Origin of the sequence: Corallococcus praedator (assembly GCF_003612125.1) — a bacterium.
GTDB classification, from domain to species: Bacteria; Myxococcota; Myxococcia; order Myxococcales; family Myxococcaceae; genus Corallococcus; species Corallococcus praedator.
Genome location: NZ_RAWI01000121.1, coordinates 1 through 23,493, shown reverse-complemented (window position 1 = coordinate 23,493; position 23,493 = coordinate 1). Strand labels below are relative to the sequence as shown.

At 69.8% G+C, this 23,493-nt stretch carries 20 protein-coding genes; 14 read left to right on the top strand and 6 right to left on the bottom strand.

All coding sequences use genetic code 11. The features are described 5' to 3' along the window. On the top strand, positions 1-954 hold a 954-nt coding region (locus D7Y13_RS17585), incomplete at its 5' end, for a chloride channel protein (protein ID WP_147452463.1). Positions 955-984: 30 nt separating this feature from the next. Here D7Y13_RS17585 and D7Y13_RS17580 read toward each other — a convergent pair. After that, complete coding sequence (locus D7Y13_RS17580; protein ID WP_120583061.1) at positions 985-1,974, bottom strand: NAD-dependent epimerase/dehydratase family protein; 990 nt, start codon at positions 1,972-1,974, stop codon at positions 985-987. 106 nt (positions 1,975-2,080) lie between these two features. Here D7Y13_RS17580 and D7Y13_RS17575 point away from each other — a divergent pair, with 106 nt between their 5' ends. The 3 genes from D7Y13_RS17575 to D7Y13_RS17565 all read left to right on the top strand — a co-directional run bounded on the left by D7Y13_RS17575 (position 2,081) and on the right by D7Y13_RS17565 (position 6,090). Further along, positions 2,081-2,716 (top strand): TetR/AcrR family transcriptional regulator, encoded by a 636-nt coding sequence (locus D7Y13_RS17575; RefSeq protein ID WP_120532481.1) that lies wholly within the window; start codon positions 2,081-2,083, stop codon positions 2,714-2,716. A gap of 166 nt (positions 2,717-2,882) precedes the next feature. After that, entirely contained in the window at positions 2,883-4,553 is a 1,671-nt protein-coding gene (locus D7Y13_RS17570) for a DUF1800 domain-containing protein (protein WP_120532482.1), read from the top strand. A 4-nt stretch (positions 4,554-4,557) separates the two neighbouring features. Beyond that, positions 4,558-6,090, top strand: coding sequence for a DUF1501 domain-containing protein (locus D7Y13_RS17565; RefSeq protein ID WP_120583041.1), 1,533 nt, complete (start codon positions 4,558-4,560; stop codon positions 6,088-6,090). 62 nt (positions 6,091-6,152) lie between these two features. Here D7Y13_RS17565 and D7Y13_RS17560 read toward each other — a convergent pair whose 3' ends face one another. After that, positions 6,153-7,391: a hypothetical protein gene (locus tag D7Y13_RS17560; RefSeq protein ID WP_120532484.1), complete on the bottom strand. Its 1,239-nt coding sequence runs from the start codon at positions 7,389-7,391 to the stop codon at positions 6,153-6,155. Positions 7,392-7,435: 44 nt separating this feature from the next. Continuing rightward, positions 7,436-8,320, bottom strand: coding sequence for an NAD-dependent epimerase/dehydratase family protein (locus D7Y13_RS17555; RefSeq protein ID WP_120583042.1), 885 nt, complete (start codon positions 8,318-8,320; stop codon positions 7,436-7,438). Between the two features lie 94 nt (positions 8,321-8,414). Here D7Y13_RS17555 and D7Y13_RS17550 point away from each other — a divergent pair, with 94 nt between their 5' ends. The 4 genes from D7Y13_RS17550 to D7Y13_RS17540 all read left to right on the top strand — a co-directional run bounded on the left by D7Y13_RS17550 (position 8,415) and on the right by D7Y13_RS17540 (position 11,773). Beyond that, positions 8,415-9,377 (top strand): LysR family transcriptional regulator, encoded by a 963-nt coding sequence (locus D7Y13_RS17550; RefSeq protein ID WP_120583043.1) that lies wholly within the window; start codon positions 8,415-8,417, stop codon positions 9,375-9,377. Positions 9,378-9,468: 91 nt separating this feature from the next. Continuing rightward, positions 9,469-10,830 (top strand): hypothetical protein, encoded by a 1,362-nt coding sequence (locus D7Y13_RS17545; RefSeq protein WP_147444252.1) that lies wholly within the window; start codon positions 9,469-9,471, stop codon positions 10,828-10,830. A gap of 162 nt (positions 10,831-10,992) precedes the next feature. Then, on the top strand, positions 10,993-11,475 hold the full coding sequence (locus tag D7Y13_RS45255; RefSeq protein ID WP_147444253.1) for a hypothetical protein: 483 nt from the start codon (positions 10,993-10,995) through the stop codon (positions 11,473-11,475). Positions 11,476-11,545: 70 nt separating this feature from the next. Next, a complete protein-coding gene (locus D7Y13_RS17540) occupies positions 11,546-11,773 on the top strand; it encodes a hypothetical protein (RefSeq protein ID WP_120583045.1) in 228 nt (75 codons plus the stop codon). 6 nt (positions 11,774-11,779) lie between these two features. Here D7Y13_RS17540 and D7Y13_RS17535 read toward each other — a convergent pair whose 3' ends face one another. Together D7Y13_RS17535 and D7Y13_RS17530 are read right to left on the bottom strand one after the other, a co-directional pair. Then, on the bottom strand, positions 11,780-12,079 hold the full coding sequence (locus D7Y13_RS17535) for a DUF3817 domain-containing protein (RefSeq protein ID WP_120583046.1): 300 nt from the start codon (positions 12,077-12,079) through the stop codon (positions 11,780-11,782). Continuing rightward, positions 12,076-12,474, bottom strand: coding sequence for a hypothetical protein (locus D7Y13_RS17530; RefSeq protein WP_233595417.1), 399 nt, complete (start codon positions 12,472-12,474; stop codon positions 12,076-12,078). Before D7Y13_RS17530 ends, D7Y13_RS17535 begins: the two co-directional genes overlap by 4 nt. 125 nt (positions 12,475-12,599) lie before the next feature. Between D7Y13_RS17530 and D7Y13_RS17525 the strand changes: the two genes are divergently transcribed. Next, on the top strand, positions 12,600-13,559 hold the full coding sequence (locus D7Y13_RS17525; RefSeq protein ID WP_120583047.1) for a GlxA family transcriptional regulator: 960 nt from the start codon (positions 12,600-12,602) through the stop codon (positions 13,557-13,559). A 3-nt stretch (positions 13,560-13,562) separates the two neighbouring features. Here D7Y13_RS17525 and D7Y13_RS17520 read toward each other — a convergent pair whose 3' ends face one another. After that, on the bottom strand, positions 13,563-14,489 hold the full coding sequence (locus D7Y13_RS17520) for an MBL fold metallo-hydrolase (protein WP_120532490.1): 927 nt from the start codon (positions 14,487-14,489) through the stop codon (positions 13,563-13,565). A gap of 106 nt (positions 14,490-14,595) precedes the next feature. Here D7Y13_RS17520 and D7Y13_RS17515 point away from each other — a divergent pair, with 106 nt between their 5' ends. The 5 genes from D7Y13_RS17515 to D7Y13_RS17495 all read left to right on the top strand — a co-directional run. Then, positions 14,596-15,480: a LysR family transcriptional regulator gene (locus D7Y13_RS17515; RefSeq protein WP_120532491.1), complete on the top strand. Its 885-nt coding sequence runs from the start codon at positions 14,596-14,598 to the stop codon at positions 15,478-15,480. Between the two features lie 41 nt (positions 15,481-15,521). After that, positions 15,522-16,109, top strand: coding sequence for an NYN domain-containing protein (locus tag D7Y13_RS17510; RefSeq protein WP_120532492.1), 588 nt, complete (start codon positions 15,522-15,524; stop codon positions 16,107-16,109). Between the two features lie 39 nt (positions 16,110-16,148). Next, on the top strand, positions 16,149-17,906 hold the full coding sequence (locus tag D7Y13_RS17505; RefSeq protein ID WP_120583048.1) for a DUF885 domain-containing protein: 1,758 nt from the start codon (positions 16,149-16,151) through the stop codon (positions 17,904-17,906). Beyond that, positions 17,903-18,781, top strand: a complete 879-nt coding sequence (locus D7Y13_RS17500; RefSeq protein WP_120583049.1) for an alpha/beta hydrolase — start codon at positions 17,903-17,905, stop codon at positions 18,779-18,781. Before D7Y13_RS17505 ends, D7Y13_RS17500 begins: the two co-directional genes overlap by 4 nt. A gap of 165 nt (positions 18,782-18,946) precedes the next feature. Beyond that, positions 18,947-23,493 (top strand): hybrid non-ribosomal peptide synthetase/type I polyketide synthase (locus D7Y13_RS17495; RefSeq protein ID WP_147452462.1); only part of this gene is annotated, 4,547 nt, incomplete at its 3' end.

The following is a 23,493-nucleotide window of genomic DNA, read 5'->3' as shown; positions in this document are numbered from 1 at the left end:
GTCGTGGTGGGGGTGGTGGGGTGGCTGTCCCCGCGCACGCTGGGCGTGGGCTACACCAACATCGAGGACATCCTGTCGGGCCGCTTCGTGGGCATGGCCATGATTGCCTTCTGCGCGTTGAAGTTCATCTCCTGGTCCGTGGCGCTGGGAAGCGGGACGTCCGGCGGAACGCTGGCGCCCCTGTTCACGCTGGGCGGAGGTCTGGGCTCCGCCCTGGGCCTGCTCGCCTCGCACCTGTTCCCGGCCCTGGGCGTGGACGTGCGCGTGGCGGCGCTGGTGGGCATGGCCGCCCTCTTCGCGGGGGCCTCTCGCGCGCTGCTGACGTCGGTGGTGTTTGCCTTTGAAACCACGCGGCAGCCCCTGGGCCTGCTGCCACTGCTCGCCGGCTGCTCGGTGTCCTACCTCGTGTCCGCGCTGCTCATGCGGCACTCCATCATGACGGAGAAGCTGGCCCGGCGCGGAGGCCGCATCCCCACGGAGCTGGGCGCGGATGCCCTGGGCCAGGCGCTCGTGCGCGACCACGGCCTGAAGCCCGTGGTGACCCTCCAGGCGGAGCAGCCCCTGGAGGCCGTGCGCGCATGGCTTTCATCCGACGCCGCGGGCTCACGCCACCAGGGCTTTCCCGTCGTCTCCGCCGAAGGCACGCTCCTGGGCGTCCTGACGCGCAGGGATCTGCTGGACGGGCAGGACGCTGGCGTCCGGAGGATGAAGGACCTGGTGAAGCGCCCTCCCGCGGTCGTGTTCGACGACAGCTCCCTGCGCGAGGCGGCGGACCTGATGATGGACGAAGGCGTGGGCCGCCTGCCCGTGATGTCCCGCGAACAGCCCGGTCACCTCGTGGGCATCATCACCCGCAGCGACCTGCTCGCGGGCCACCGGCAGCGCCTGGAGAACGCCCACCGGCGGGAGCGGGGCCTGCGCGCTCCACGCCCCCCGACACCCCACCCGGCCTGACGCCTCTTCGGCCCCGCGCGACGTCGGCCGTCACGTCGTCGCGAGGACCGCCGCCGGGTGCGCCTTCGCCTGCTGCTCGCGCATTTCCACCAGCGTCTGGCGGATGCCCTCCGCGTAGGACGTCTTGTGCACGGTGCCCAGGAGCGCCTTGAGCGCGGAGTCGTCCATCAGCACGGGGTTGGTGAGCAGGTAATACATCTCCACCAGCTCCCGCATGAAGGGGTCGAACAGGCCCGCGAACCGCACCATCCCCTTGCCCATCGTCATCATCTTCGCGGGGCGGCCCGCCTGCGCGTAGATGTCCTCCACCATCTTGCGCTGCGTGGTGACGCCCGCGCCCGCCAGGTTCCAGAAGTGTCCGTACGCGCGCGGCTCGTCCATCAGCGCGGTGACGACGGGGCCCACGTCCTTCACGAAGACGAACTCGTGCGGCGCATCCAGCGGGCCCACGAGCCCAGCGCGCTTGCCCTTCAGCGCGCCGTCGAAGGCACGGTACAGGAAGCTGCGCTCGGTGCCCGGCCCGTAGAAGTCCGGCAGCCGCAGGATGGTGCCCTTGATGGAGCCAGCAGCGTCGGCGGCGAGCAGCAGGTCCTCCTGCTCCTTGCGCATGCGGCCCTTGAAGGTGTTCGGCTCGCGCGCGTGCGCCTCCGTCACGCGTTCGGTGCGCGGCAGGCCGTAGGGATACACCGTGCCGATGAGCACCACCCGCTCCACCCCTTCCGCGATGGCCGCGTCCAGCGTGCGGCGCATCAGCACCGGGTGCAGGTGGAACTGCCAGTAGTTCACCCCCACCATGTAGATGAGCGTGCGCACACCGCGCGCCGCCGCGCGGATGGACGCCGGGTCCTCCGGGTTCCAGGTGACGATCTGCGCCTTCGGGTCCGCCCCGTATTCCCGCCGCAGGCCCTCCATCGAGCGCCCGACCACCCGGTAGCTCCGCCCCTGCGCCTGGAGCGCTCGCACCACACCCTGACCAATGACGCCTGATGCACCGAACAACGCCACCGTGTCCGTGTCCATGTCGCTCTCCCGGGGAATGAACGGCGCCCAAAACACTGAACACCGTTCTGTGAACACCGTTCATTTATTGCTGGCCGTTCGCGTCGTCAAGTCCTACGCTTGAAACATGGGCATCACGGAACGCAAGGAGCGGCAGAGGGCGGAGCTGCGCGAACACATCCTCCAGGTCGCGCGCGACATGGTGATGAAGGAGGGCTTCGACGCCCTGTCCATGCGCAAGCTCGCGGAAGCCGTGGAGTACGCCCCCGCGACGCTCTACCTGCACTTCGAGAACCGGGACGCCATCGCGCGCGAGCTGTGCGTGCGCGGCTTCCAGGAGCTGTTCGCGGCGCTGGAGCCCGCCGCTCGCGTGAAGGAGCCGGTGGAGCGGCTGTCACGCCTGACGGAGGCCTACCTCGGGTTTGGCCTGAAGCAGCCGGAGACCTACCGCCTCATCTTCATGGAGGATGCCCGGCTGTCCGAGGCCCTGTTCCAGGACGCGAAAGAAGGCGCGGGTCCCCAGTCCTTCGCCGTGCTGGTGCGCGTGTTCGAGGACCTGGAGGCCGCCGGCCGTACCCCGGAAGGCACCCCTCCCGCGCGGCTCGCGGAGGTGTTCTGGGCGGGGCTGCACGGCATCATCAGCCTCAAGCTCACCTGCTCCGGCTTCCAGGGCGCCCCCGCGGAGGTGCTGGGACAGACCCTGGTCACCTCCCTCGTGCGTGAGCCCGCCCGCTCCGCGCGACCGGCCCGACGCTCCCGGTAGGCGGCCGCCCCACGCCCGGGACGGCCCGAAACCTCCCGAGTCATAGGGTTCCCGCACTACCAGAAAAAACCGATTTCACGGAATTCACCAACCTCCTAGAATCCGCTGCGACGTCGCGGCCCCGACGTTCCCGGGGTCGTCCCCCGCAGTTCCAGGAGGTATCCGGATGCTTCGTCGCACCGCCCTGGCCTTCGCCCTGTGCGCCGTATCCTGCACAGGGGCCGATGGCCCCCCCGAACAGTCACCTCCCGCCGAGCAGGTCCTGGGCGAAGCCCAGCAGGCCGTGGATTCGCTCGAAACCCCCGGTGAGGCGAACAGCATCCGCTTCCTGGAGCAGTCGTCCTTCGGCCCGCGTCTGGCGCGCACCGTGACCACGCCGCCCGTGGGCACCGTGGAGCACGTGATGGCGGTGGGCATCCCCGCGTCGCTCACGGAGCAGTTCGCGCTCCAGCCCGCCGCGCAGTTCAGCGGAGCGGACACCGCCCCGGACCTGGGCTCGCAGTTCTTCCTGCGCGCCGTCGCCGGAGAGGACCAGTTGCGGCTGCGCGTGGCGTTCGCGCTCAGCCAGATCATGGTCGCCTCGCAGTTGGGCATCCCGGAGTCGACCCGGACGGCGTACTCGGATCCGAAGACGGCGATGGCCGGGTACATGAACCTGCTGTCGACGCATGCCTTCGGGAACTTCCGCGACCTGATGGAGGCGGTGACGAAGAGCCCCGCCATGGGCCGCTACCTGGACATGGTCAACAACCGCGCGTTCAACTCGGCGGGCAATCCCATTGATCCGAACGAGAACTACGCGCGGGAGATGCTCCAGCTCTTCACGCTCGGCCTGCACAAGCTGAACATGAACGGCTCGGTGCAGCTCGACACCAACACCGGTCAGCCCAAGCCCGCGTATACGGAGGCCCAGGTGCAGGCCTTCGCCAGCACGCTGTCGGGGTGGACCTGGAAGGCCGCCGCGTGTCCCGCCAAGGGCGGCACCATCACCACGCCGGACTACACGCAGCCGATGATGGCGTGCGGTGTGAACCACGACAAGGGCTCGAAGCAGCTCCTGCGAGGCTTCTCCACCACGGAGGGCGCGTCCCCGGAAGTGCACCTGCAGGAGGCGCTGGACAACGTCTTCAACGACCCCAACGTCCCGCCCTTCATCAGCAAGCAGCTCATCCAGCACCTGGTCACCAGCAACCCGACGCCGGCCTACGTGAAGCGCGTGGCCACCGTCTTCGCGAAGGAGGGGGATCGCGGCAACCTGAAGGAGGTGGTGCGCGCCATCCTGGAGGACACCGAGGCGCGCGGCGCCCAGCCGCCCCTGGCGCTGCGGCCCGGCTTCGGCCACCTGCGCTCGCCCGCGCTGTTCATCACCAACACGGTGCGCTGGCTGGAGCCCACATTGGATGTGAACAAGGATCCGGGCCTCCGGCTGAGCAACTGGAGCAAGAGCCTGGGCCAGTGGGTGACGCGCTCGCCGTCTGTCTTCAGCTACTACCCGCCCAACGCCCCCGCGCCCGACACCGACGGCCTGCTCGGCCCCGAGTTCGCCATCCTCGACACGGCGACCGTCACCGCGCGCGCCAACTTCGTGCACGAGTTCCTCTACTCGAACATGGCGGTCAACTCGGGCATCACCGTGGACTACAACCTGGTGCCTTCGGACCCCACGGCGCTGGTCGACTGGCTGGGCCAGTACTGGCTGCACGGCACGATGGATCCGGCACTGAGGACGCGCCTCTTGAGCGCGCTCGCGGATCCGAACGCGGGCACGGTGCTGCGCAAGAAGAAGCTCGCCCTCTACCTCACCTCGCTTTCTCCCTCCTTCCAGGTCCAGCGGTGACTTCATGAGCACCACCCGACGCCAGTTCCTCCGAGGGGCCACGAGCAGCCTGGGCTTCCTCGCCGCCGCCTCCGCCATGCCCCGCTGGATGGGCAACGCCTACGCCGCCACGCCCGCGGGCTACGCCGGCTCCCGTGTCGCCGTCTGTGTCTTCCTGCTGGGAGGCAGTGACAGCAACAACGTGCTCGTGCCGCGCCTGGGCGCCCAGAACGCGAGCTACCTGGCGGCCCGCCCCAACGTGGGCATCCCGCTGGGCGACCTGCTCATCATCAACCCGACGGGACAGGCGCAGACGAACGCCTACGGTCTGCACCCGTCGCTGCTCAAGGTGCGCGACCACTTCAACGCGGGCCGCGCCGCCTTCGTGTGCAACGTGGGCCCGCTCGTGAAGCCGCTGACCAAGGCTGACTACACGGCCAGCCTGGACGTGCCCGAGAACCTCTTCTCCCACAGCGACCAGCAGGACGCCTGGGCCAGCGCGCTGGCGAACCCCACCACCAGCACGGTGACGTCCGACCTCAAGGTGACGGGCTGGGGCGGGCGCGCGGCGGACAAGCTGCACATCCTCAACAGCAGCACCCCGCCGGACTATCCGGAGGTGACGTCCTTCGGCGGCAGGCCGCGCTTCACCGTCGGCGCCGAGCGCAAGCCGCTGATGGTGGCCGCCGACGGCACGCTCGCGTTCCGCACCGTGGGGGACGCGCCCTTCGACGCGCTCCAGCAGCAGGCGCTCAAGGATGTGATGGCCTTTCAGGACAGCGTGGCGCTGGAGGGCTCCTACGCGGGCGTCTTCGGCACCGCGCAGACGTTCGCCACCGCGAGAGCGGCCGCGCGTGACGCCGCGTGGACGCAGGTCGCCGTGGGGACTCGCGCGACCATCGAGACGCTGTTCGCGACGCCCGTGGGCAAGGACCGGTGGACGCTGCACACCCAGCTCTACCAGGTGGTGCGCGACCTGGTCGCGGGGGCCATTCCCGCCGCCAGTGGAGGGCTGGGCTTGAAGCGCCAGGTGTTCTCCGTGGGCTTCGGCGGCTTCGACACGCACCAGAACCAGGATGTCGATCAGCCGGAGCTGCTCGCGCAGCTGGACTTCGCGCTGGACGCGTTCCAGCAGGCCATGAACCTGTTGGAGGCGGACCCGGCTTTCGGAGGCAACGCGCCGCAGTCCACGCTCTTCACCATGAGCGACTTCAACCGCACGCTGCAGGAGAACGTGGAGCGGGGCACCGACCACGCCTGGGGCGGCCACGTGCTGGTGATGGGCAACCGCGTGGCGGGCAACAAGCTCTATGGCGCCTTCCCGAACCTGGACCTGAGCGGCTCGCTCGACGGCTCCACGGACGACAAGGGCCGCTGGCTTCCCTCGGTGACGGTGGAGCAGTACGGCTTCACGCTCGCCTCGTGGCTGGGCCTGAACACCGCCGAGGAACGGGACTACGTGTTCCCCAACCTCGCCGGCTACGTGCAGGACGCCATCACGCGCGGCTTCCCGGCGCTGGCGCAGCGGCACAAGCTGAGCTTCATGCTTCCGGACTGAGGTCCGTGCGGCACGGGAAGGCCGCGGGCCTGTTCGGCTCGCGGCCTCCCTGTCCCAAGGCGTCAGGGCACGCAGGCGGGCATGCCGGGCAGCACGGCGTAGCCCCGGTCGCAGCCCACGTCGCGCACCGCGAGCGCGCGGTCCTGGGCGTTGTAGGTCTGAAGCGCGGCGGCCAGCTCCGCGACGAGCTGGGTCTTCAGCGTCTGCGTCTGGGACGAGGGGCCGGAGGCCAGTCCGCGCGCGGTGGCCAGCTCCAGGAGCGCGTCGAACACCTCGCCCAGCGCGGCCTCCGTGGTGCGCTCGCGCGCCGGGAGCGCGGAGAAGTCGGTGCCCGTCTCCCAGACATGGCGGAGCACGTGCAGCGTCTGGACGCATTCGGCGTTGGACATGTCGATGGTGAAGGTGCGCGGCAGACCCACGGGGCCGGTGTTCGTGGACGCGTCCGTGCAGACGTGGTGCGAGATGCGATCCGCCAGCGTGTGCAGGTAGATGCCGGCCCGAGCGTCGGCGGCGTACGTCCCGATGTACGCGTCGAAGCCGGTGGACAGCACGCCGGTGCCCACGTCGATGACCTGCGGCCCGGTGGGCGCGCTGAACGGCACCGAGAAGGGCCCCACCGCAGCGAGGCTGCCGCTGACGACGCCGGGCTGGCTGTTCCACTGGTAGCACAGGGGCCCCTGCGCGTAGTTGGCCCCGGACACCGGCACCGTCAAGCCGCCGGTGCAGCCGCGCCCCGCGCCCTGCCCCTGGAGCGCCCAGGCGCGGAGGTTGGTGAGCAGCACCTCGTCCGGGTCGCTGGCGTCCGGGTGCAGGCCGTCCACCGCGGGGTCGGGGTACGCGGCGCCGCCGTTGCGCGGGGCGACGAAGTGGAAGAGCACGCCACCGTGCTCGAAGTCGCCCCGGGTGACGCCGGTGATGGACTTCGTGGTGAGGGCCGTCGCGTTCGTCGCGGGAGCCCCCGTGAGCGTGCGCGGCGCGAACGTCCCCAGGTCCGTCGCTTCGTCGTAGGCGGCGATCCAGTACGCGCTGGTGGCGGTGAAGCCCACGGCCTGCGCCAGAAGGTAGGTGGCGTCGACGTGGATGAGGCTGCGTCCCCCGCTGGACTGCTCCTTGGCGTTCGCCGCGGCCGTCAGCGCCGCCGACTTGCATGCCGCGGAGGCGTCTCCGGACGCGCAGCCGGCGGGCAGCGGCTGACAGTTGAGCGGGGCGGTGCCATTCGCCGCGTAGCAGAGGTCCTCGCCGAAGGCGAAGACGGGGGTCGTGAACAGCAGCGAGGCCAGGAGCAGGGGGCGTCGGGTCATGCCCTCCTCAACCCCTCCCACCCTGGATGGTTGCGGGTGGGCGCCTACTTCATCTGCGCGATGACGTCGAACACCGAGGGCCGGTGGGGTTTCCAGCCCAGCGCCCGGGCCCGCTTCGCGTGGATGCGGCTGTTGGACGCGAGCGCCAGACGTCCCAGCTCCACGCCCCAGAGCTTCTCCGCCTCCGGCACCGTCATACTGCCGACGGGCAGGCTGTAGCGCTTGCCGATGGCGGTCACCACGTCGCGGAAGTTCGCCTCGCCATTCTCCGCGAAATAGAACGTTCCGGCCGGCGCGCGCTCCAGCACCATCAGGTACAGGTCCGCCAGGTCCTCGATGTGCACGTTGGACCAGACGTTCTCGCCCTTCCCGATGTAGCGGGCGGTGCCCGTCTCCCGCGCGTACTTGATGAGCGGGGGCAACTGGACGCTGTCCGGGTTGAGACCCAGGCCCTTGCCGTAGATGAGGCACGGGCAGATGACGTTGGTGTGGATGCCGTCCTTCTTCGCCTCCAGCACGAGCGTGTCCAGCGCGATGCGGGCCACCTTCTCCGGGACGGGGTCGATGGGCATGTCCTCGTCATGCACCTGCGTCGTCAGCGTGCCGCCGGTGTCGGTGGCGACGATGCTGGAGCCGCTGGTGTGGATGAAGTGCTTGTTCGACCCCTTGAGCGCGGCGAGCAACACCTCCACGGTCTTGCGATCATCCGCGGACGCCGCGTTGATGACGGCATCCGCTTCCTTCGCCAGCCGCGTCAGCACGTCCACGTCGTCGAACGAGGCGACCGTGGCCTGGATGCCGCGCGCCTCCAACTCGCGGGCCTTGTCCTGCGTCCGGGCGGTGCCCACCACCTGGTGTCCCGCCGCCATCAGCCGCACCGCCACCGACCCACCGATGTACCCCGTCGCGCCCAGCACGAAGACTTTCATGACCTGCTCCTGTGAGAGGAATCACAACCTGCATTGTTCCCAAGTGGACGGGTAGTGGCTTGTCGGGCACATGTCCTGTTCCTAGAGTTCGCGAATGACCCTCCTCCAGGAGCCGCTCGCCGGGCTGGGCGCGTTCGTGCGCACGATTGAGTCCGGCAGCTTCAGCGCGGCGGCGCGAGCGCTCGGCGTGTCTCCCTCCGCGGTCAGCAAGACGGTGGCCCGGCTGGAGGGCCGCCTGGGGGTGTTGCTCCTTCAACGCGGCACGCGGACGCTCCAGCCGACCCCGGAGGGGCTGGCCCTGTTCGAGCGGGGCCAGCGCATCGTGGCGGAGCTGGAAGCGGCGCAAGGGGAGCTGCGCGAATCGAAAGGCCCCCGGGGGCCGCTGCGCATCACCGCGCCCATGGACCTGGGCCGCTACTGGCTGGTGCCCAGACTGCCCGCGTTCCTGGCCGCGTATCCGCAGGTCGAGTGCGAGCTGGGGCTCACCGACCGCTTCATCGACCTGGTGGAGGAGCGGATGGACGTGGGACTGCGCATGGGGGAGAGCGCGGATGCGCGGCTGATCCGCAAGCGGCTGGGAGACTCGCGCGCGGTCATCTGCGCGTCGCCCGCGTACCTGCGCCGGCGCGGCACGCCCCGGAAGGTGGCCGACCTCCAGCGCCATGCGTGTCTGGCCTATCTGCGTGACGGGCAGCGCGTCCCGTGGAGGCTGGATGGCGTCGCGGTGGACGTGCCCGGTCCCTTCGCATCCGACAACAACGAAGCGCTGCTGGCGCTGGCGTTGGAGGGCGTGGGCATCGCGCGCATCCCGGAGTTCGTGGCGGAGCAGGCCCTGGCCGACGGACGGCTCCAGTCCCTGCTGACCTCCGTGCACACGCCCGGGCCCGACGTGTACATCGTCTATCCGGAGCGCCGGCACCTGTCGCCGCGCGTCCGCGTCTTCGTCGACTTCGTGTCCGAGGCCTTCCAGGAGACGGAGGCGCGGGCGCCCACGCCAGCGCGGGGGCGGACGAGGAAGGGGGCGGCGCCTTCTGTGGGCGGAGCGGCGAAGCGCTAAGCGCGCCGGGTGTCCGCGCCTTGTTAGAGTCCTCCGAGCGCCGTGGCGAACCCGTCCGGCCAGGGGTTGTCCACACATGCGGATGCGTCACATGGCTCGATGGATTCTGGGGGCGGCGGCGTGTTGGCTGCTGGTGGGCTGTGGAGGCGGCGACGTGAAGGTCCGGGGCCACGTCACCCAGGGTGTCGGCCAGCAGCCCCAGGGTCTCACCGACGGCAAGCCCGCGCTGGGCGGCGACGGGACGGTGACGGCGGCCGTGAAGGTGCGCGCCAGCGGTGTGGGCTCGGACGGTGCGTTGAAGCGACTGGCCGAAGCCGACGTCGAGTCGGGCGGAGGCTACAGCCTGGAGCTGGACGAAGCGCACGACCGGGTGGTCATCGAGGCGGTGGATTCAAAGGGTCTCACGGTGGCCTCCGCGCTACTGGACTCCACGCAGCCAGCGGAAGGAGAGGACTCACGTACCGCGCCCCCCATCAACACGGAGTCCTCGTTGGAGGCGGAGGTGTTCGTGCGGATGGTGAAGGACGGAGCCTCGCCTACGAGCGTGGACACGGTGGACCTGCGCACCCGGATCAACGCGGAGCAGGCGGTGGCGGTGCGCGCCGATTCGAGCGACGAAGCAGCGGCGGGTTCCGTGAAGGCGCTCGCTGCGGCGATGCGTGCGGCACAGGCCACGCGGCTCAAGGCGTACGCCCGGGCGGGCGCCCTCGTCACGCAGGAGTATCTCTTCGCCGCGTCGCTGGATGCGGCAGCGAAGCTAGACGCCGCGCTGGATGCGGGCGCGGAGTCCTCCACGGAGGCGTACGACACGTTCTTCGCGGCGGTGCGCGAGGCCACGAAAGAGGCGAACGCGCAGCAGGAACAGCAGGCGGAGCGCGAGGCCAGTGTGGCGTTCCGCTTCGTGGTGAAGGCGAAGGCGCCAGCGGGCTCCGGCATCGCCGACACATCGGTGCGGTCGGCCGCCGCGCTGGAGGGGCGCGCCACAGAAGCCTCGGTAAGAGCCCTCCTCCAGGCAGCCAGCGCGACCGAGGCGGTGACAGCCCAGGCGGACACCGCCGCCACCACCCTTCACACCGGGCTGGCCGGCGCTCCTTCCGCCAGTGCCGCTGGCCAGTCCTGGGCGAACTACTCCACGCAGCTCACCTTCAGCGGACGCACGTCGGTGCTGGGAACGCATCTCGGGGTGACCGCCGCCACGCAGTTCCACTTCCAGGACGCGGTGAATGCCAGCATCGAGGCGCTCATCACCCTGGACACGGCGTTGGGTGTCATCGCGGCACAAGCCGGCGAGGCCAACAGCACGTTCGTCTCCGACGCCATCGTCAAAGCCTTCTCCACCTATGATGCGGCGTTGCGGCTCCAGGCCAGCACCCGCCTCGACACCTTTGGAGCGAATGCAGCCTCCGGTGTGGAGTTGCTGGTCATCTCCGCGGGTGCATTCCGCACGGAGTAGCCCAAACAACAAAAGCCTGAATCCACATCACAAGCGGGTCTCACCCCGCAACCAGGACACCCCCAGGCGGCTCGAACAAATCAGCTTCCACCAAGAACCCACTACACATCAAACCAAAACACCAACACACAGCACTTGGACACTCAAATCAAGGACCCATAAATGAATCATCCTTCCAGCACAAGTTTACCCACCCCCAATCCACAAGAGTATCCGCCCTCATCATGGAGAGAGTCGCTAACACATGCGTCTCCTGGAATCCTGCTCTTCGTCACTGCCCTTTGGACATCAAATGAAGAAAACAAATTCGCCCTCATCCTATTTGCTGCCATTGGAAGCCTAGGATTTCAACTCATTCTCCATCTTGCACTCATGACATCCATCTATTACGCAAACCGCATAGCAAGAGGGTACGACTACCATCCAGACAAGGAATGGCGGCACAAAGAAAGGCACACGATGACCGGGGCCGTCTTTCTCGCTGCCGCAATCTTCTGCCAATCAACCTATAGCGGATACGCCGAAAAACAACGCATCAAGAAGTGTGTCCAGGAGGCCAAAAACAATCCCTACTGGAAAATCACTGGCGAGCCAATGTCCGCCAGCTCAATCATCTCTCAATGCACAGAAAATCGCCAGAACTGACCCTAGCCAGCCAATACATGCACGCCACTACGCAGTCGGCAGCGCTCCGAGTCAGCGCCCCTCCGTAATCATGGAAGACACGCTCACGCTCAAAGAGGCTTACGCGGCGATGTACGAGTACATGAGCATGCTCTACCAGCAGACCGCATCGGAGGACCTGGGCGGCTTCCTGGGCGGCATGTCGCTGCTGGCCAATGGCGAGCCCGCGGATCCCGCTGTCTGGGCCGATTGGCTGCACGCAGTCCAGAAAGCACGGAAGGCACAGGTCGTGATGAACCTGGGGCTCAAGCAGGACTGAGCTGACTCACCCCTGCGGCCCCGCTTCCTCGCGCTTGAGCGCACGGTCCAGCACGAAGGTCCCGAACGGCACGAGCGATGCGCCGAACGCCGCGAACGAGCGCCTCGCGGGCCATCCGTGCTCGGAGGCCGCGCGGAACAGCGAGGACACGAAGAGCAGGAACAGGAGCCCATGCACGCTGCCGGCGATGCGCACCGCCAACGGCTGTCCGAGCAGGTACTTCACCGGCATCGCCACGAAGAGCAACCCCAGGAAGGACATCCCCTCCAGGAAGGCGATGAGCCGCAACTGCCGCAGCGCGTTCATGTGTCCACCCCGGGCCAGCGCGGCCGGAAGATCATCAGCACCAGCACGAAGAAGAACGGCACCACGGCCAGCAACGCCCCCGCCACCGTGCGGCGCTCGCGCGTCGCCATGGCCACCAGCGCGAGCTGTGACACCAACGACAGCGACAACCCACCCAGGATCCACGGCTCCGTCAGCGCCAGGTTGAGCTGGAGCGTGAGGAAGTAGCCCGCCGTCCACGTCACCATCAACCCCGGCGACGCGATGGCATGCACCGCGCGCTTGCGGTCTACCGGGCTCGTGGCCACCAGCGCCCCGATGAGCCCACCGCCGTAGAGCACCACGCCAGAGAACTTGAGCAGGAGCAGGAAGCGGTAGATCAGCACCAACAGCCCCGGGAACCCGATGGCGTCCATCGCCACGAAGCCCCGTATGGCATGCGCCCTTCCGGAAACGTGAGTGGCGGAAACGCCAATCTTCAACGACTTCCCGCCAGGCACAGCCACCTGGCGGGAACCCGTCGGACTGGTATCTTCCCGCCATGCACGTCGTCGCCATCGTCGCGCTGGATGGAGTGGTGTCGTTCGATCTCTCGACCCCCTGCGAGGTGTTCGGCTGCGTCCGCCTTCCCGGTGGCGCCCCCGGCTATCAGGTCCGCGTCTGCGGGGTGACACCCGAAGTCAACGCGGGCCCCTTCCAGATGAAGACCCGCTACGGACTGGCGGAGCTGGCCCGGGCGGACACCCTCATCCTGCCCGGTGTCTCGGACATCTCCGCTCCGGTGCCGCCCCGGCTGGTGAGCGCGGTCCGCGCGGCGGCCACCCGGGGCACGCGCATCGCGTCCATCTGTTCGGGGGCCTTCCTGCTCGCCGCGACGGGGCTGCTCGATGGGCTTCGCGCGACCACGCACTGGCTGGCCACGGAGGAGCTGACCCGCCGCCACCCGGACATCCAGGTGGATCCGAACGTCCTCTATGTCGACAACGGCCAATTCCTGACTTCAGCCGGCGCGGCCGCGGGACTCGACCTGTGTCTGCACCTGGTGCGGCGGGACTACGGCTCCGCGGTGGCGGCGGATGCGGCACGGCGGTCGGTGATGCCCCTGGAGCGGGACGGCGGCCAATCCCAGTTCATCACCCACGCACCGCCCACCCCGGAGGGCGCTTCACTGCAGCCCCTGCTGCGGTGGATGGAGGACCACCTCCACAAGCCCCTCACCCTGCCCTCCCTCGCTCGCAAGGCGGCGCTGAGCGAGCGCACCCTGAGCCGCCGCTTCCGGGAACAGACCGGCACCACGCCCCTCCAGTGGCTGCTCCGCGCCCGCGTGCGCCGCGCCCAACACCTGCTGGAGACCACCGGCCAGTCCGTGGAAGCCGTCGCGGAGAAGGTGGGCTTCGGCTCGACGACGGCCTTCCGCGAACACTTTCAACGCATCGTCACCACCAGCCCCCTGGCCTACCGCCGCGCGTTTCGCGGCGGCGGCGCGGGTGCCTCGCACTGAAGCTCAGTGCTGGTGACCGAAGCGCACCTCCACCCCGGGATGCGCCGCGACGAACGCGCGCAGCTTGCGGAAGCTCTCCACGCTGCGCGGCCCATCCTGGGTGAACGTGCCCGGCTCCACGTCGTGCTCCCACCCCCAGCGCGTGTGGCTGGCATCCCCCAGCAGCAGCACCGGCCCCTTGGTCGAGCGCACCAGGTACGCGGTGCTCCCCGGCGTGTGACCGGGCACCCAGAGCGCCCACACGGACCCATCCCCGAAGATGTCCACCGCGCCCTCGAAGAGGCCCTGCGGATCCGCGGTGTAGTTCCACTCCGACAGCGCCGGCTTGCCCTCCAGCGCGCGGTCGACGGCGCCCTGCACGAACAGGTTCACGAAGTTGCGCTTGGCGGCCTCTCCCGGGCCGGTGAAGACGGGCGTCCCCGCCGGAACATCCGCCATGCCGGTGATGTGGTCCGGGTGCAGGTGCGTGAGGAAGACACCCGCCACCGGCTTCGGCTGCTTCGCCAGCCACTCACCCAGCGGCATGAGCACCTTCATCTTCTCCATGTGCATCTGGCTCGCCACGATGCCGCGCATCGCGGACCGGTCCGGCGCGTCCCGCAGGGCCGTCTCCATTCCGGTGTCCACGATGTACAGACCCTGCGACGGATGCCGCAGCGCATGGAAGAAGACCTGGATGGGCTCGTCGTCATCCTTCAACTGCGCCGCCTTCGCCGTGGGGTGGTCCAGGTTGATGAGACCGCCGCGCTCCACCGCCCAGTCGCAGGACGTGATGGTCTCCAGTTCCACCGGCCCCGGCGCATCCAGCTCCGCGAGCAGCGCGGACGCGGGCTTCGTCACCCCCAGCGCGGACTTCTGGAAGTCGTGGGAGGACGTGGCGCAACCGGTGCCGACCACCGCGAGGCAGAGCGCGAGCAGCGTGGACTTCATGGCGAGAACTCCTTCCGGGACGGGCCCGGGCGTTCGATACGAACCGCACCATGGAGGATCCACCCATGGATGGGAATCCATGAAATGGGCATGATGCCATCCCTTTATGGATATCTCCTGGGACGACGCCCGGCTGTTCCTGGCCATCGCGGAGACAGGCAGCTTCAGTGCCGCCGCGCGGCGGCTGCGCCTTGGACAGCCCACCGTGAGCCGCCGGCTGGCCGCGCTGGAGTACGCGGTGGGCGCGGCGCTGTTCCGCCGGAGCGTGGACGGCGCGGCGCTGACGGCGGCCGGCGAGCGGCTGGTGGTGCCGGCGAAGAAGATGGCGGAGTGGGCCGGCGAGCTGCACCGCGCGGCGGAGTCCGCGGACAGCTCACCCCGGGGCCTCGTGCGGGTGACGAGCACGCCCTACCTGGGCTTCGACTTCCTGGCCCCCTTCGCGGCCTTCGTCGCCCAGAAGCACCCGGGCCTCCGGCTGGAGGTCCAGTCACAGGTGCAGTACCTGGATCTGGCGCGCGGAGAGGCGGACCTCGCGCTGCGCAGCCGGCCTCCCACCAGTCCGGACCTCAAGCTCGTGGACACGCTGGAGTTCACCAACGCCGTCTTCGTCTCCAAGGCGCTCAAGGCGCGGCTGCCGAAGAAGGTGACGCTCCAACAACTTCCGTGGGTGGCCTGGGCGCCCCCGTTCGACACGGTGCCGCCCAACCCCCAGTTGGAGTCGCTCATCCCCGGCTTCGCGCCGTCGTTCACCGCGGACAACTACCTGCTGCTGGTCGCGGCGGCGGAGGCCGGGCTGGGCGCCATGGTGCTGGGGCGCATGGCGCACCGCTTCCAACGGCCGACGCAGCTCGTGCCCCTGGAGCTGGACCTGGGGCCCTTCGCCCGGAGCCAGACCCACCTGGTGTGCGCGAAGTCCGCCTTGGATATTCCGCGTGTGCGGAGGGTCTCGGAATTGTTGCTTGCTGAGTTCCAGCGGATCCGCGCGCGCTGAAGATGCCCCCAATCGCCAGCGGGGCGCGTATTGTCACCGCCATGCAACCCGTCCGTCCAGCCGCCGCTTCCTACGTGCTCATCGACGCCGAGAACGTCGACTGGGCCGTCTCCAACATCGTGGGCCGCAAACCCGAACCCCAGGATCGGGTGCAGTTCGACCGGCTCATCGGCTTCTGTGAAACATATTTCCCCAAGCCGGTGCGCTGCGTGGTGGTGCTCAACGCGCGCGGGGAGCAGCTCCCGGACGCGATGATCGGCTTCGTGCGCGCCCTGAAGTCCGCGGGCTGCGAGGTCGCGCTGCTGCACGGCCGGCCGGATCAGAAGGTCGTGGACCTGGGCATCCTGAAGCTGCTGGAGAACATCCGCACCCAGCGCCCCGGCGCGGCGGTGGGACTCGCCAGCCACGACGGCGCGGACTTCGCGGAGGCCCTCAAGCCGCTGCTGGAGGAGAAGCGCCAGGTGGCAGTGCTGGGCCTGCGCGAATACGTCAGCCAGCGCTTCCGTGAACTGGTGCCGTCCGGTTTGAAGATCGTCGACCTGGAGCTCAACGCCAAGGTCTTCCAGCGTCCCCTGCCGCGCATCCTGCCGGTCAACGTGGACGAGTTCGATCCGTCGATGTTCGTGTAGTCGCGGTCCGTCGCAGCGCTCCCCTTCCGGAGTCCGTCCATGTCTCCCGAATCCACCTCCCAGCGCGGCGGCGCCTCCGCCGCGCTGCACGCCCTGCTGGACGCGGAGTGGCAGTACTCGCTCCAGCAGTACCCCACCTATGCCTCGCTGCTGGGGGACCGCCGGTGGAACGACCGGTGGGACGACCTGAGCCTCGCCGGGCTGGAGGCGGACCACCGGCACAGCCATGACGTGCTGGCGAAGCTCGCCCGCGTGGACCGCGAGGCCCTGGACGACGACGCGGACCGGCTCCACCTGGACCTCTTCCGCCGGATGCATGAGACGTGGGTGGAGGAGTACGGGGTGAAGTGGCACCTGCTGCCCCTCAACCAACTGGGCGGCCTGCCGGAAGGGCTCAAGCAACCGCCGGGCCTCCAGACGGCGTACCAGTTGGCGGACACCCTGCGCTTCGAGACGGTGCGGGACTACGAGGACTGGGTGAAGCGGCTGGAGCGCTTCGGGACCTACGCGGATCAGGTGGTGGCCCTGATGCGCGAGGGTCTGCGCCAGCACCGCATCCACCCGCGCATCGTGCTCCAGCGCATCCCGCCGCAGTTGGAGCGGCAGCTCGTCTCGGACGCCACCCAGAGCGGCTTCTACGGCCCCTTCACCCGCATCCCCAAGGACGTGCCGGAGGCGGATGCGCGGCGGCTGGAACAGGCGGGCCGCGACGCCATCGTGAACGCGGTGGTGCCCGCGCTCCGGCGCACCCGGGACTTCCTCCTGACGGAGTACCTGCCCGCCGCCCCGGAGACCGTGGGCGTGTGGCAGTTCCCGGATGGTGAAGCGCTGTACTCGGTCCTCGCGCGCCGGCACACGACGACGCGCCTGTCTCCCGAGGAGATCCACGCGGTGGGCCTGGAAGAGGTGAAGCGGCTGCGCGCGGAGATGCTCCAGGTGATGGCGCGCACGGGCTTCACCGGCACGCTCCAGGAGTTCTTTGAAGCGCTGCGCACACAGACACGCTTCTACGAGCCCACGGGCGAAGCGCTGCTCGCGCGCTACCAGGCGCTGGCGAAGCGCATCGACCCGCTGCTGGAGCGGCTGTTCCGCACGATGCCCAAGAAGCCCTACGTCGTCGAACCCGTTCCGGAGGCGATGGCCCCGGACGTGACGACGGGCTTCTACTTCCCCGCCGCCTCGGACGGCTCGCGCCCGGGCCTCTTCCAGGTGAACCTCTACCGGCCGGAGACGCGGCCCGTCTGGGAGATGGTGCCCCTGACGCTGCACGAGGCCGTGCCCGGCCACCACTTCCAGATCTCCCTCGCCTCCGAACAAACGCAGCTGCCGGAGTTCCGCCGCTTCACGTCCTACGTCGCCTTCGACGAGGGCTGGGCGCTGTACTGCGAGTCCCTGGGCGACGAGCTGGGCCTGTACGACGACCCGCACGACAAGTTCGGCCAGCTCGCCTTCGAGATGTGGCGCGCGGTGCGGCTGGTGGTGGACACCGGCCTGCACGCGAAGCAGTGGACGCGGCGACAGGCCCTGGACTTCTTCATGGAGAACGCCCCGCGCCAGGAGCTGGACGTCACCAACGAGGTGGACCGCTACATCGCGTGGCCGGCGCAGGCGCTGGCGTACAAGGTCGGCCAGCTGCGGATCAGCGCCCTGCGCGCGAAGGCGGAGGCCACGCTGGGCTCACGCTTCGACGTGAAGGCCTTCCATGATCAGGTGCTGCTGACCGGCTCGCTGCCGCTGGACGTCCTGGAGGCGAAGCTGGACGCGTGGATGGAGCAAGAGGCCCGGGGCCCGGCATGAAGCGCGGGCTCGTCACCGGGCTGCTGCTGGGCGGGGTGGTGCTGCTGGGGCTGGCGGCCTGGGTCGCGGTGCGCAGCGCGCGCTACATCGACTCGGAGGTGCATCCCCCGCGCAATCCGGTGGGACCGCTCCCGGAAGACGCCGTGTTCGCCGGACTGCGCGCCGTGGCGTTCCAGGCCGGTGAGGGGCTGGGGCTCAAGGGCTGGTACCTGCCGCCGCGCAATGGAGCGCTCGTCATCCTGGTCCATGGCCTCTCAGGCAACCGTACTCAACTGTTGCCGGAGGCCCGCTTCCTCGCCCGGGAAGGATACGGGCTGGTGCTGTTCGACCTGGGTGCGCACGGCGAAAGCGACGGGACGGTGTCCACCTACGGCGACCGCGAGGCGGCTCAGGTGCGGGCGGCGGTGGACTTCGCGGCGCGCCAGCCGGAGGTGGACGCCCGGCGCATCGGCGCGCTCGGGTTCTCCCTGGGCGGCTACTCGGTGCTGAAGGCGGCGGCGGGCGATCCGCGCATCAAGGCCGTGGTGGTGGAGGCCGCGGCCGTCGCGCCCGCGCAGGCGCTCCAGGACGAGCTGGGTCACTATGGCCCTCTGGGCCTGTGGCCGGCACTGGGCGTGATGAAGCGCGCGGGCGTGGACGTGAACGCCGTGCAACCCGCCCGGGACATGGCCGCGCTGACCGACCGCCCCGTCCTGCTGGTGGCCGGCACCGAGGACCCCTGGGTGCCCGACTCCGCCCTGGACCACCTGCTGGGTCAGGGCCGCGGGCCCTGGGAGAAGTGGCGGGTGCCGGGCGCGGGCCACGGGGACTACCTCCTGGCTTCTCCCGAGGAGTACCCCCGCCGCGTGCTCGGGTTCTTTTCGCGCTTTCTCTGAATACGTACGCAGGGCCGAAGGCACCAGGGCGGTCCAGGGCTCGCCTGCCCGCAAGGAATCGGTCCGGGACCGTTGAATCCTGTACAGGCATGGCATGCTTGGGGACCGGCTTGGCCTGTCTTTCCCATCCTCTACTCTTCGAACGCTCAGAAACAGAAAGTCGGGATGGCCCTGGGGGATATGTCCGTGGATGAAGCGGTCAGACAGACAGTGGTGGGGCGTTTCACGGCCCAGGCGGCTCGGACCCCCGAGGCCGAGGCCGTCCGCTTCGAGGGCGTGGGGCTGACGTACGCCGCGCTGGACCGCCGCTCCAACCAACTTGCCCGCCACCTCCAGGGACTGGGCGTCACCACGGACGTGCTCGTCGGCGTGTGCCTGGAGCGCTCGGTGGAGATGGTGGTGGCGGTGCTGGCCGTGCTCAAGGCCGGCGGCGCGTACCTTCCGCTGGACCCTGCCTATCCCGCTCCGCGTCTGTCATTCATGTTGGAGGACGCGAAGGCGCCGGTGCTGCTGACCCAGGCGAAGCTGCGCGCGGGGCTGCCGGCCTTCGCCGGGCCGGTGCTGTGCCTGGACGAGTCCCCCGCCCTCTTCGCCCCGGAGGCCCCGGCCTCTCCGGTGGACGCGTCGAGCCTGGAGGGGCTGGCCTACGCCATCTACACCTCCGGCTCCACGGGCACGCCCAAGGGCGTGGCGATGGGACACGGGCCGCTCGCCAACCTCATCACGTGGCAGTTGGGCCAGTCGATCGCCGGCCCGGGCACGCGCACGTTGCAGTTCTCGCCCCTGTCGTTCGACGTGTCGTTCCAGGAGCTGTTCGGCACCTGGTGCTCGGGCGGAACGCTGGTGCTGGTGCGGGACGAGCTGCGGCTGGACGCCGTGCTGCTCCTGAAGCTGCTGGCGGACGAGCGCGTGGAGCGGCTGTTCCTGCCCTTCATCGCGCTGCAGAGCCTCTCGGAGATCGCCACCTCCCACCAGAAGGTGCCGCCGTCCCTGCGTGAGGTGGTGACCGCGGGCGAGCAGCTCCAGGTGACGCACCACCTGCGCGCCTTCTTCGCCGCGCTGCCGGGCTGCGCGCTGCACAATCACTATGGCCCGTCGGAGACGCATGTCGTCTCCAGTTACGTGCTCCGGGGATCCCCGGATGCATGGCCCGCGCTGCCGCCCATCGGAAAGGCCATCGACGGCTGCGAGCTGGTGGTCCTGGACGAGCAGAAGCGGCCCGTGCCGCACGGCGAGTCCGGCGAGCTGTTCCTCGCGGGCGTGTGCCTGGCGCGCGGCTACCTGCACCGCGAGGCCTTGACGGCGGAGCGCTTCGTGGCGCACCCGCTGCGCCCCGGCACCGGCGAGCGCGCGTACCGCACCGGCGACCTGGCGCGCGTGCTGCCCGACGGCAACGTGGAGTTCCTGGGCCGCATCGACGGCCAGGTGAAGGTGCGCGGCTACCGCATCGAGCTGGGCGAGATTGAAGTCGCGCTCGGCAGCCACCCGGCGGTGAAGCAGGTGGCGGTGGTGGCGCGCGAGGACGTGCCCGGCGACAAGCGGCTGGTGGCGTACGTCGTCCCGGACGGCACGCTGGAACACGCGGCCGGGACGCTGCGGCGTCACCTGGGGACGCGGGTGCCGGACTACATGGTGCCCTCCGCGTTCGTCGTGCTGGAGACCCTGCCCCGGACGCCCAGTGGGAAGATCGACCGGCGCGCCCTGCCCGCCCCGCTGCCCACGCGCCCGGAATTGCAGCAGGCCTACGTCGCGCCCCGCTCGCCGCTGGAGCGGACGATTTCGGAGTCGTGGGCGCAGTTGCTGCGCATCGACCGGGTGGGCATCCACGACAGCTTCTTCGAGCTGGGCGGCAACTCGCTGCTCGCGCTCCAGTGCGTGGCGCGGCTGCGGCAGGAGCACGGGCTGGAGATCCCCATCGTCCAGCTCTTCCAGTCGCCCACGGTGGCGCAGCTGGCGGCGGTGCTCTCCGGGGACGCGTCGCGGCCCTCGCTCAAGCAGCAGGTGGAGGCGCGGCAGGCGAAGCGTCAGCAGGCGGCCGGTGGGACGGGGGCTTCGGAGCCGGTGGCCATCATCGGCATGGCGGGCCGCTTCCCGGGCGCTCCCGACGTGGAGACGTTCTGGAAGAACCTGGTCGGCGGGGTGGAATCCGTCACGACCTTCACGCGTGACGAAGTGGATCCGTCGGTGCCCACCGCCGAACGGGACGCGCCCGAGTACGTGCGCGCGCGCGGCATCCTGGAGGGCGTGGAGCTGTTCGACGCGGGCTTCTTCGGCATCATGCCGAAGGAGGCGCAGGTGATGGATCCGCAGCAGCGCCTCTTCCTGGAGACGGCCTGGTCCGCGCTGGAGTCCGCCGGCTGCGTGCCGGAGACGTACCCGGGCCTCATCGGCGTCTTCGCGGGCACGCACAACAACAGCTACCAGCCGCTGCACGTCCAGCCCCGCCAGGACATCGTGGGCCGGGTGGGTGCCTTCCAGGCGATGGTCGCCAACGAGAAGGACTACGTGGCGACGCGCGTCGCGCACAAGCTGGACCTGCGCGGGCCGGCCCTGTCGCTCAACACCGCGTGCTCCACGTCGCTCGTCGCGGTGGCGCAGGCGTTCTGGGCCCTGCAGACGCACCAGTGCGACGTGGCGCTGGCGGGCGGCGCGGCGGTGACGGTGCCGCAGTTGTCCGGCCACCTGTACCAGGAGGGCGGCATGCTCTCCCAGGACGGGCACTGCCGGCCCTTCGACGCGAACGCCACCGGAACGCTCTTCAGCGACGGCGTGGGCGCGGTGGTGCTCAAGCGCCTGTCGGACGCGCAGGCGGACGGCGACGTCATCCACGCGGTGCTGCGCGGCGTGGCCGTCAACAACGACGGCGCGGCCAAGATGAGCTTCGCGGCGCCGGGCGTGGAGGGACAGGCCACCGTCATCGCGACGGCGCATGCGAACGCGGGAGTGGATCCGCGCACCATCCGCTATGTGGAAGCGCACGGCACGGCGACGCCGCTGGGTGACCCCATCGAAGTGGAGGCGCTGTCGCAGGCCTTCCGCGCGCACACCACCGACACCGGCTTCTGCGCCATCGGTTCGGTGAAGAGCAACTTCGGCCACCTCACCGCCGCGGCGGGCGTGGCGGGCCTGCTCAAGACGGTGCTCGCGCTGAAGCACCGCGAGCTGCCTCCGACGCTGCACTTCCAGACGCCCAACCCGAAGATCGACTTCGGCAAGAGCCCCTTCTTCGTCCAGACGAAGCGCTCCGCGTGGCCGGAAGGCACGGAGCCCCTGCGCGCCGGCGTCAGCTCCTTCGGCGTGGGCGGCACCAACGCGCACGTCGTGGTGGAGGAGGCTCCCGCGCGCCCTGCCTCCGGCCCGTCGAAGCCCGTCCACCTGCTCCTGCTGTCGGCGAAGACGCCCGGGGCCGTGACGCAGGCGGCGGAGCGACTGGCCGCGCACCTCCAGGCGAACCCGGAGCTTCCGCTCGCGGACGTGGCGCACACGCTGTCCACCGGCCGGCGGGCATTCCCGTTCCGCAAGGCCGTGGTCGCGGGCAGTGCGCAAGAGGCCGTGAAGGCGCTGACGGCGGCCGGGGCGGAAGCCACCGCGCTGGAGTCCACCCCGCCCCTCGCGTTCCTCTTCCCCGGTCAGGGTTCGCAGCACCCGGACATGGCGCACGGGCTGTACCGCCACGCGCCCGCCTTCCGCGCCACGGTGGATGCGTGCGCGGAGGTGCTGAAGCCGCTGCTCGGGCGCGACCTGCGCGAGGTGCTCTTTCCGAAGGACCCCGAGTCCCCTGAAGCCGCCGAGGCCCTGCGCCAGACGTCGTTCGCGCAGGCGGCCCTCTTCACCGTGGAGTACGCGCTCGCGCAGCTCTGGTGGAGCTGGGGCGTGCGGCCGGGCGCGCTCGTGGGCCACAGCGTGGGCGAGTTCGTCGCCGCGTGCCTCGCGGGTGTCTTCACGCTGGAGGACGCGCTGCACCTGGTCGCGAAGCGCGGCCAGCTCATGCAGGCGCAGGCGCCGGGCAGCATGCTGTCGGTGCGCCTGCCCGCCGAAGCGCTCGCGCCCCGGTTGACGGACGGGCTGGCCATCGCGTCGGACAACGGGCCGCGCCTGTGCGTGGTCTCCGGTCCCACGGACGCGGTGCTGCGGCTGCAGGCCACGCTGGAGGCGGAAGGCGCGGCGAGCCGGCTGCTCCAGACGTCGCACGCCTTCCACTCGCCGATGATGGACGCCGCGGTGGCGCCCTTCCTCGAGACGGTGAAGGGCATGCGCCTGTCGGAGCCGCGCATCCCCATCGTCTCCACCGCGACGGGCACGTGGCTCACGCCCGCCGAGGCGACGTCCCCCGACTACTGGGCGCGGCACCTGCGCGACACGGTCCGCTTCGCGCCAGCGCTGCGCACGCTCTGGGACAAGAGCGACCACTTGCTGTTGGAAGTGGGCCCGCGCGTGACGCTCGCCACGCTGGCGCGGCAGCAGGCCACCGCCGAACAGCGCGCCCGCGTGTTCACCTCCCTGGGTGAGTCCAGCGGCGACACGGCCGACTGGAGCGCCCTCTTGAATGCCGCGGGCCAGCTCTGGCGCCGGGGCGTTCCCCTGGACGGGTCGGCGTTCCATGCCGACGAGCAGCGCCAGCGCGTCACCCTTCCCACGTATCCCTTCCAGCGGCAGCGCCACTGGATCGACCTTGAGCGGGCGCCCGTGCCCGCCTCCACACCCTCCACCGG

Excerpts from the sequence above, each read along its gene's own strand:
- D7Y13_RS17515 (WP_120532491.1), top strand. The coding sequence starts at position 14,596 with ATGGATATCTCCTGGGACGACGCCCGGCTGTTCCTGGCCATCGCGGAG.
- D7Y13_RS17520 (WP_120532490.1), bottom strand. The coding sequence starts at position 14,489 with ATGAAGTCCACGCTGCTCGCGCTCTGCCTCGCGGTGGTCGGCACCGGT.
- D7Y13_RS17535 (WP_120583046.1), bottom strand. The coding sequence starts at position 12,079 with ATGAACGCGCTGCGGCAGTTGCGGCTCATCGCCTTCCTGGAGGGGATG.
- D7Y13_RS17575 (WP_120532481.1), top strand. The coding sequence starts at position 2,081 with ATGGGCATCACGGAACGCAAGGAGCGGCAGAGGGCGGAGCTGCGCGAA.
- D7Y13_RS17540 (WP_120583045.1), top strand. The coding sequence starts at position 11,546 with ATGGAAGACACGCTCACGCTCAAAGAGGCTTACGCGGCGATGTACGAG.
- D7Y13_RS17505 (WP_120583048.1), top strand. The coding sequence starts at position 16,149 with ATGTCTCCCGAATCCACCTCCCAGCGCGGCGGCGCCTCCGCCGCGCTG.
- D7Y13_RS17565 (WP_120583041.1), top strand. The coding sequence starts at position 4,558 with ATGAGCACCACCCGACGCCAGTTCCTCCGAGGGGCCACGAGCAGCCTG.
- D7Y13_RS17530 (WP_233595417.1), bottom strand. The coding sequence starts at position 12,474 with ATGGACGCCATCGGGTTCCCGGGGCTGTTGGTGCTGATCTACCGCTTC.
- D7Y13_RS17550 (WP_120583043.1), top strand. The coding sequence starts at position 8,415 with ATGACCCTCCTCCAGGAGCCGCTCGCCGGGCTGGGCGCGTTCGTGCGC.
- D7Y13_RS45255 (WP_147444253.1), top strand. The coding sequence starts at position 10,993 with ATGAATCATCCTTCCAGCACAAGTTTACCCACCCCCAATCCACAAGAG.
- D7Y13_RS17580 (WP_120583061.1), bottom strand. The coding sequence starts at position 1,974 with ATGGACACGGACACGGTGGCGTTGTTCGGTGCATCAGGCGTCATTGGT.
- D7Y13_RS17545 (WP_147444252.1), top strand. The coding sequence starts at position 9,469 with ATGGCTCGATGGATTCTGGGGGCGGCGGCGTGTTGGCTGCTGGTGGGC.
- D7Y13_RS17560 (WP_120532484.1), bottom strand. The coding sequence starts at position 7,391 with ATGACCCGACGCCCCCTGCTCCTGGCCTCGCTGCTGTTCACGACCCCC.
- D7Y13_RS17510 (WP_120532492.1), top strand. The coding sequence starts at position 15,522 with ATGCAACCCGTCCGTCCAGCCGCCGCTTCCTACGTGCTCATCGACGCC.
- D7Y13_RS17525 (WP_120583047.1), top strand. The coding sequence starts at position 12,600 with ATGCACGTCGTCGCCATCGTCGCGCTGGATGGAGTGGTGTCGTTCGAT.
- D7Y13_RS17555 (WP_120583042.1), bottom strand. The coding sequence starts at position 8,320 with ATGAAAGTCTTCGTGCTGGGCGCGACGGGGTACATCGGTGGGTCGGTG.
- D7Y13_RS17570 (WP_120532482.1), top strand. The coding sequence starts at position 2,883 with ATGCTTCGTCGCACCGCCCTGGCCTTCGCCCTGTGCGCCGTATCCTGC.
- D7Y13_RS17500 (WP_120583049.1), top strand. The coding sequence starts at position 17,903 with ATGAAGCGCGGGCTCGTCACCGGGCTGCTGCTGGGCGGGGTGGTGCTG.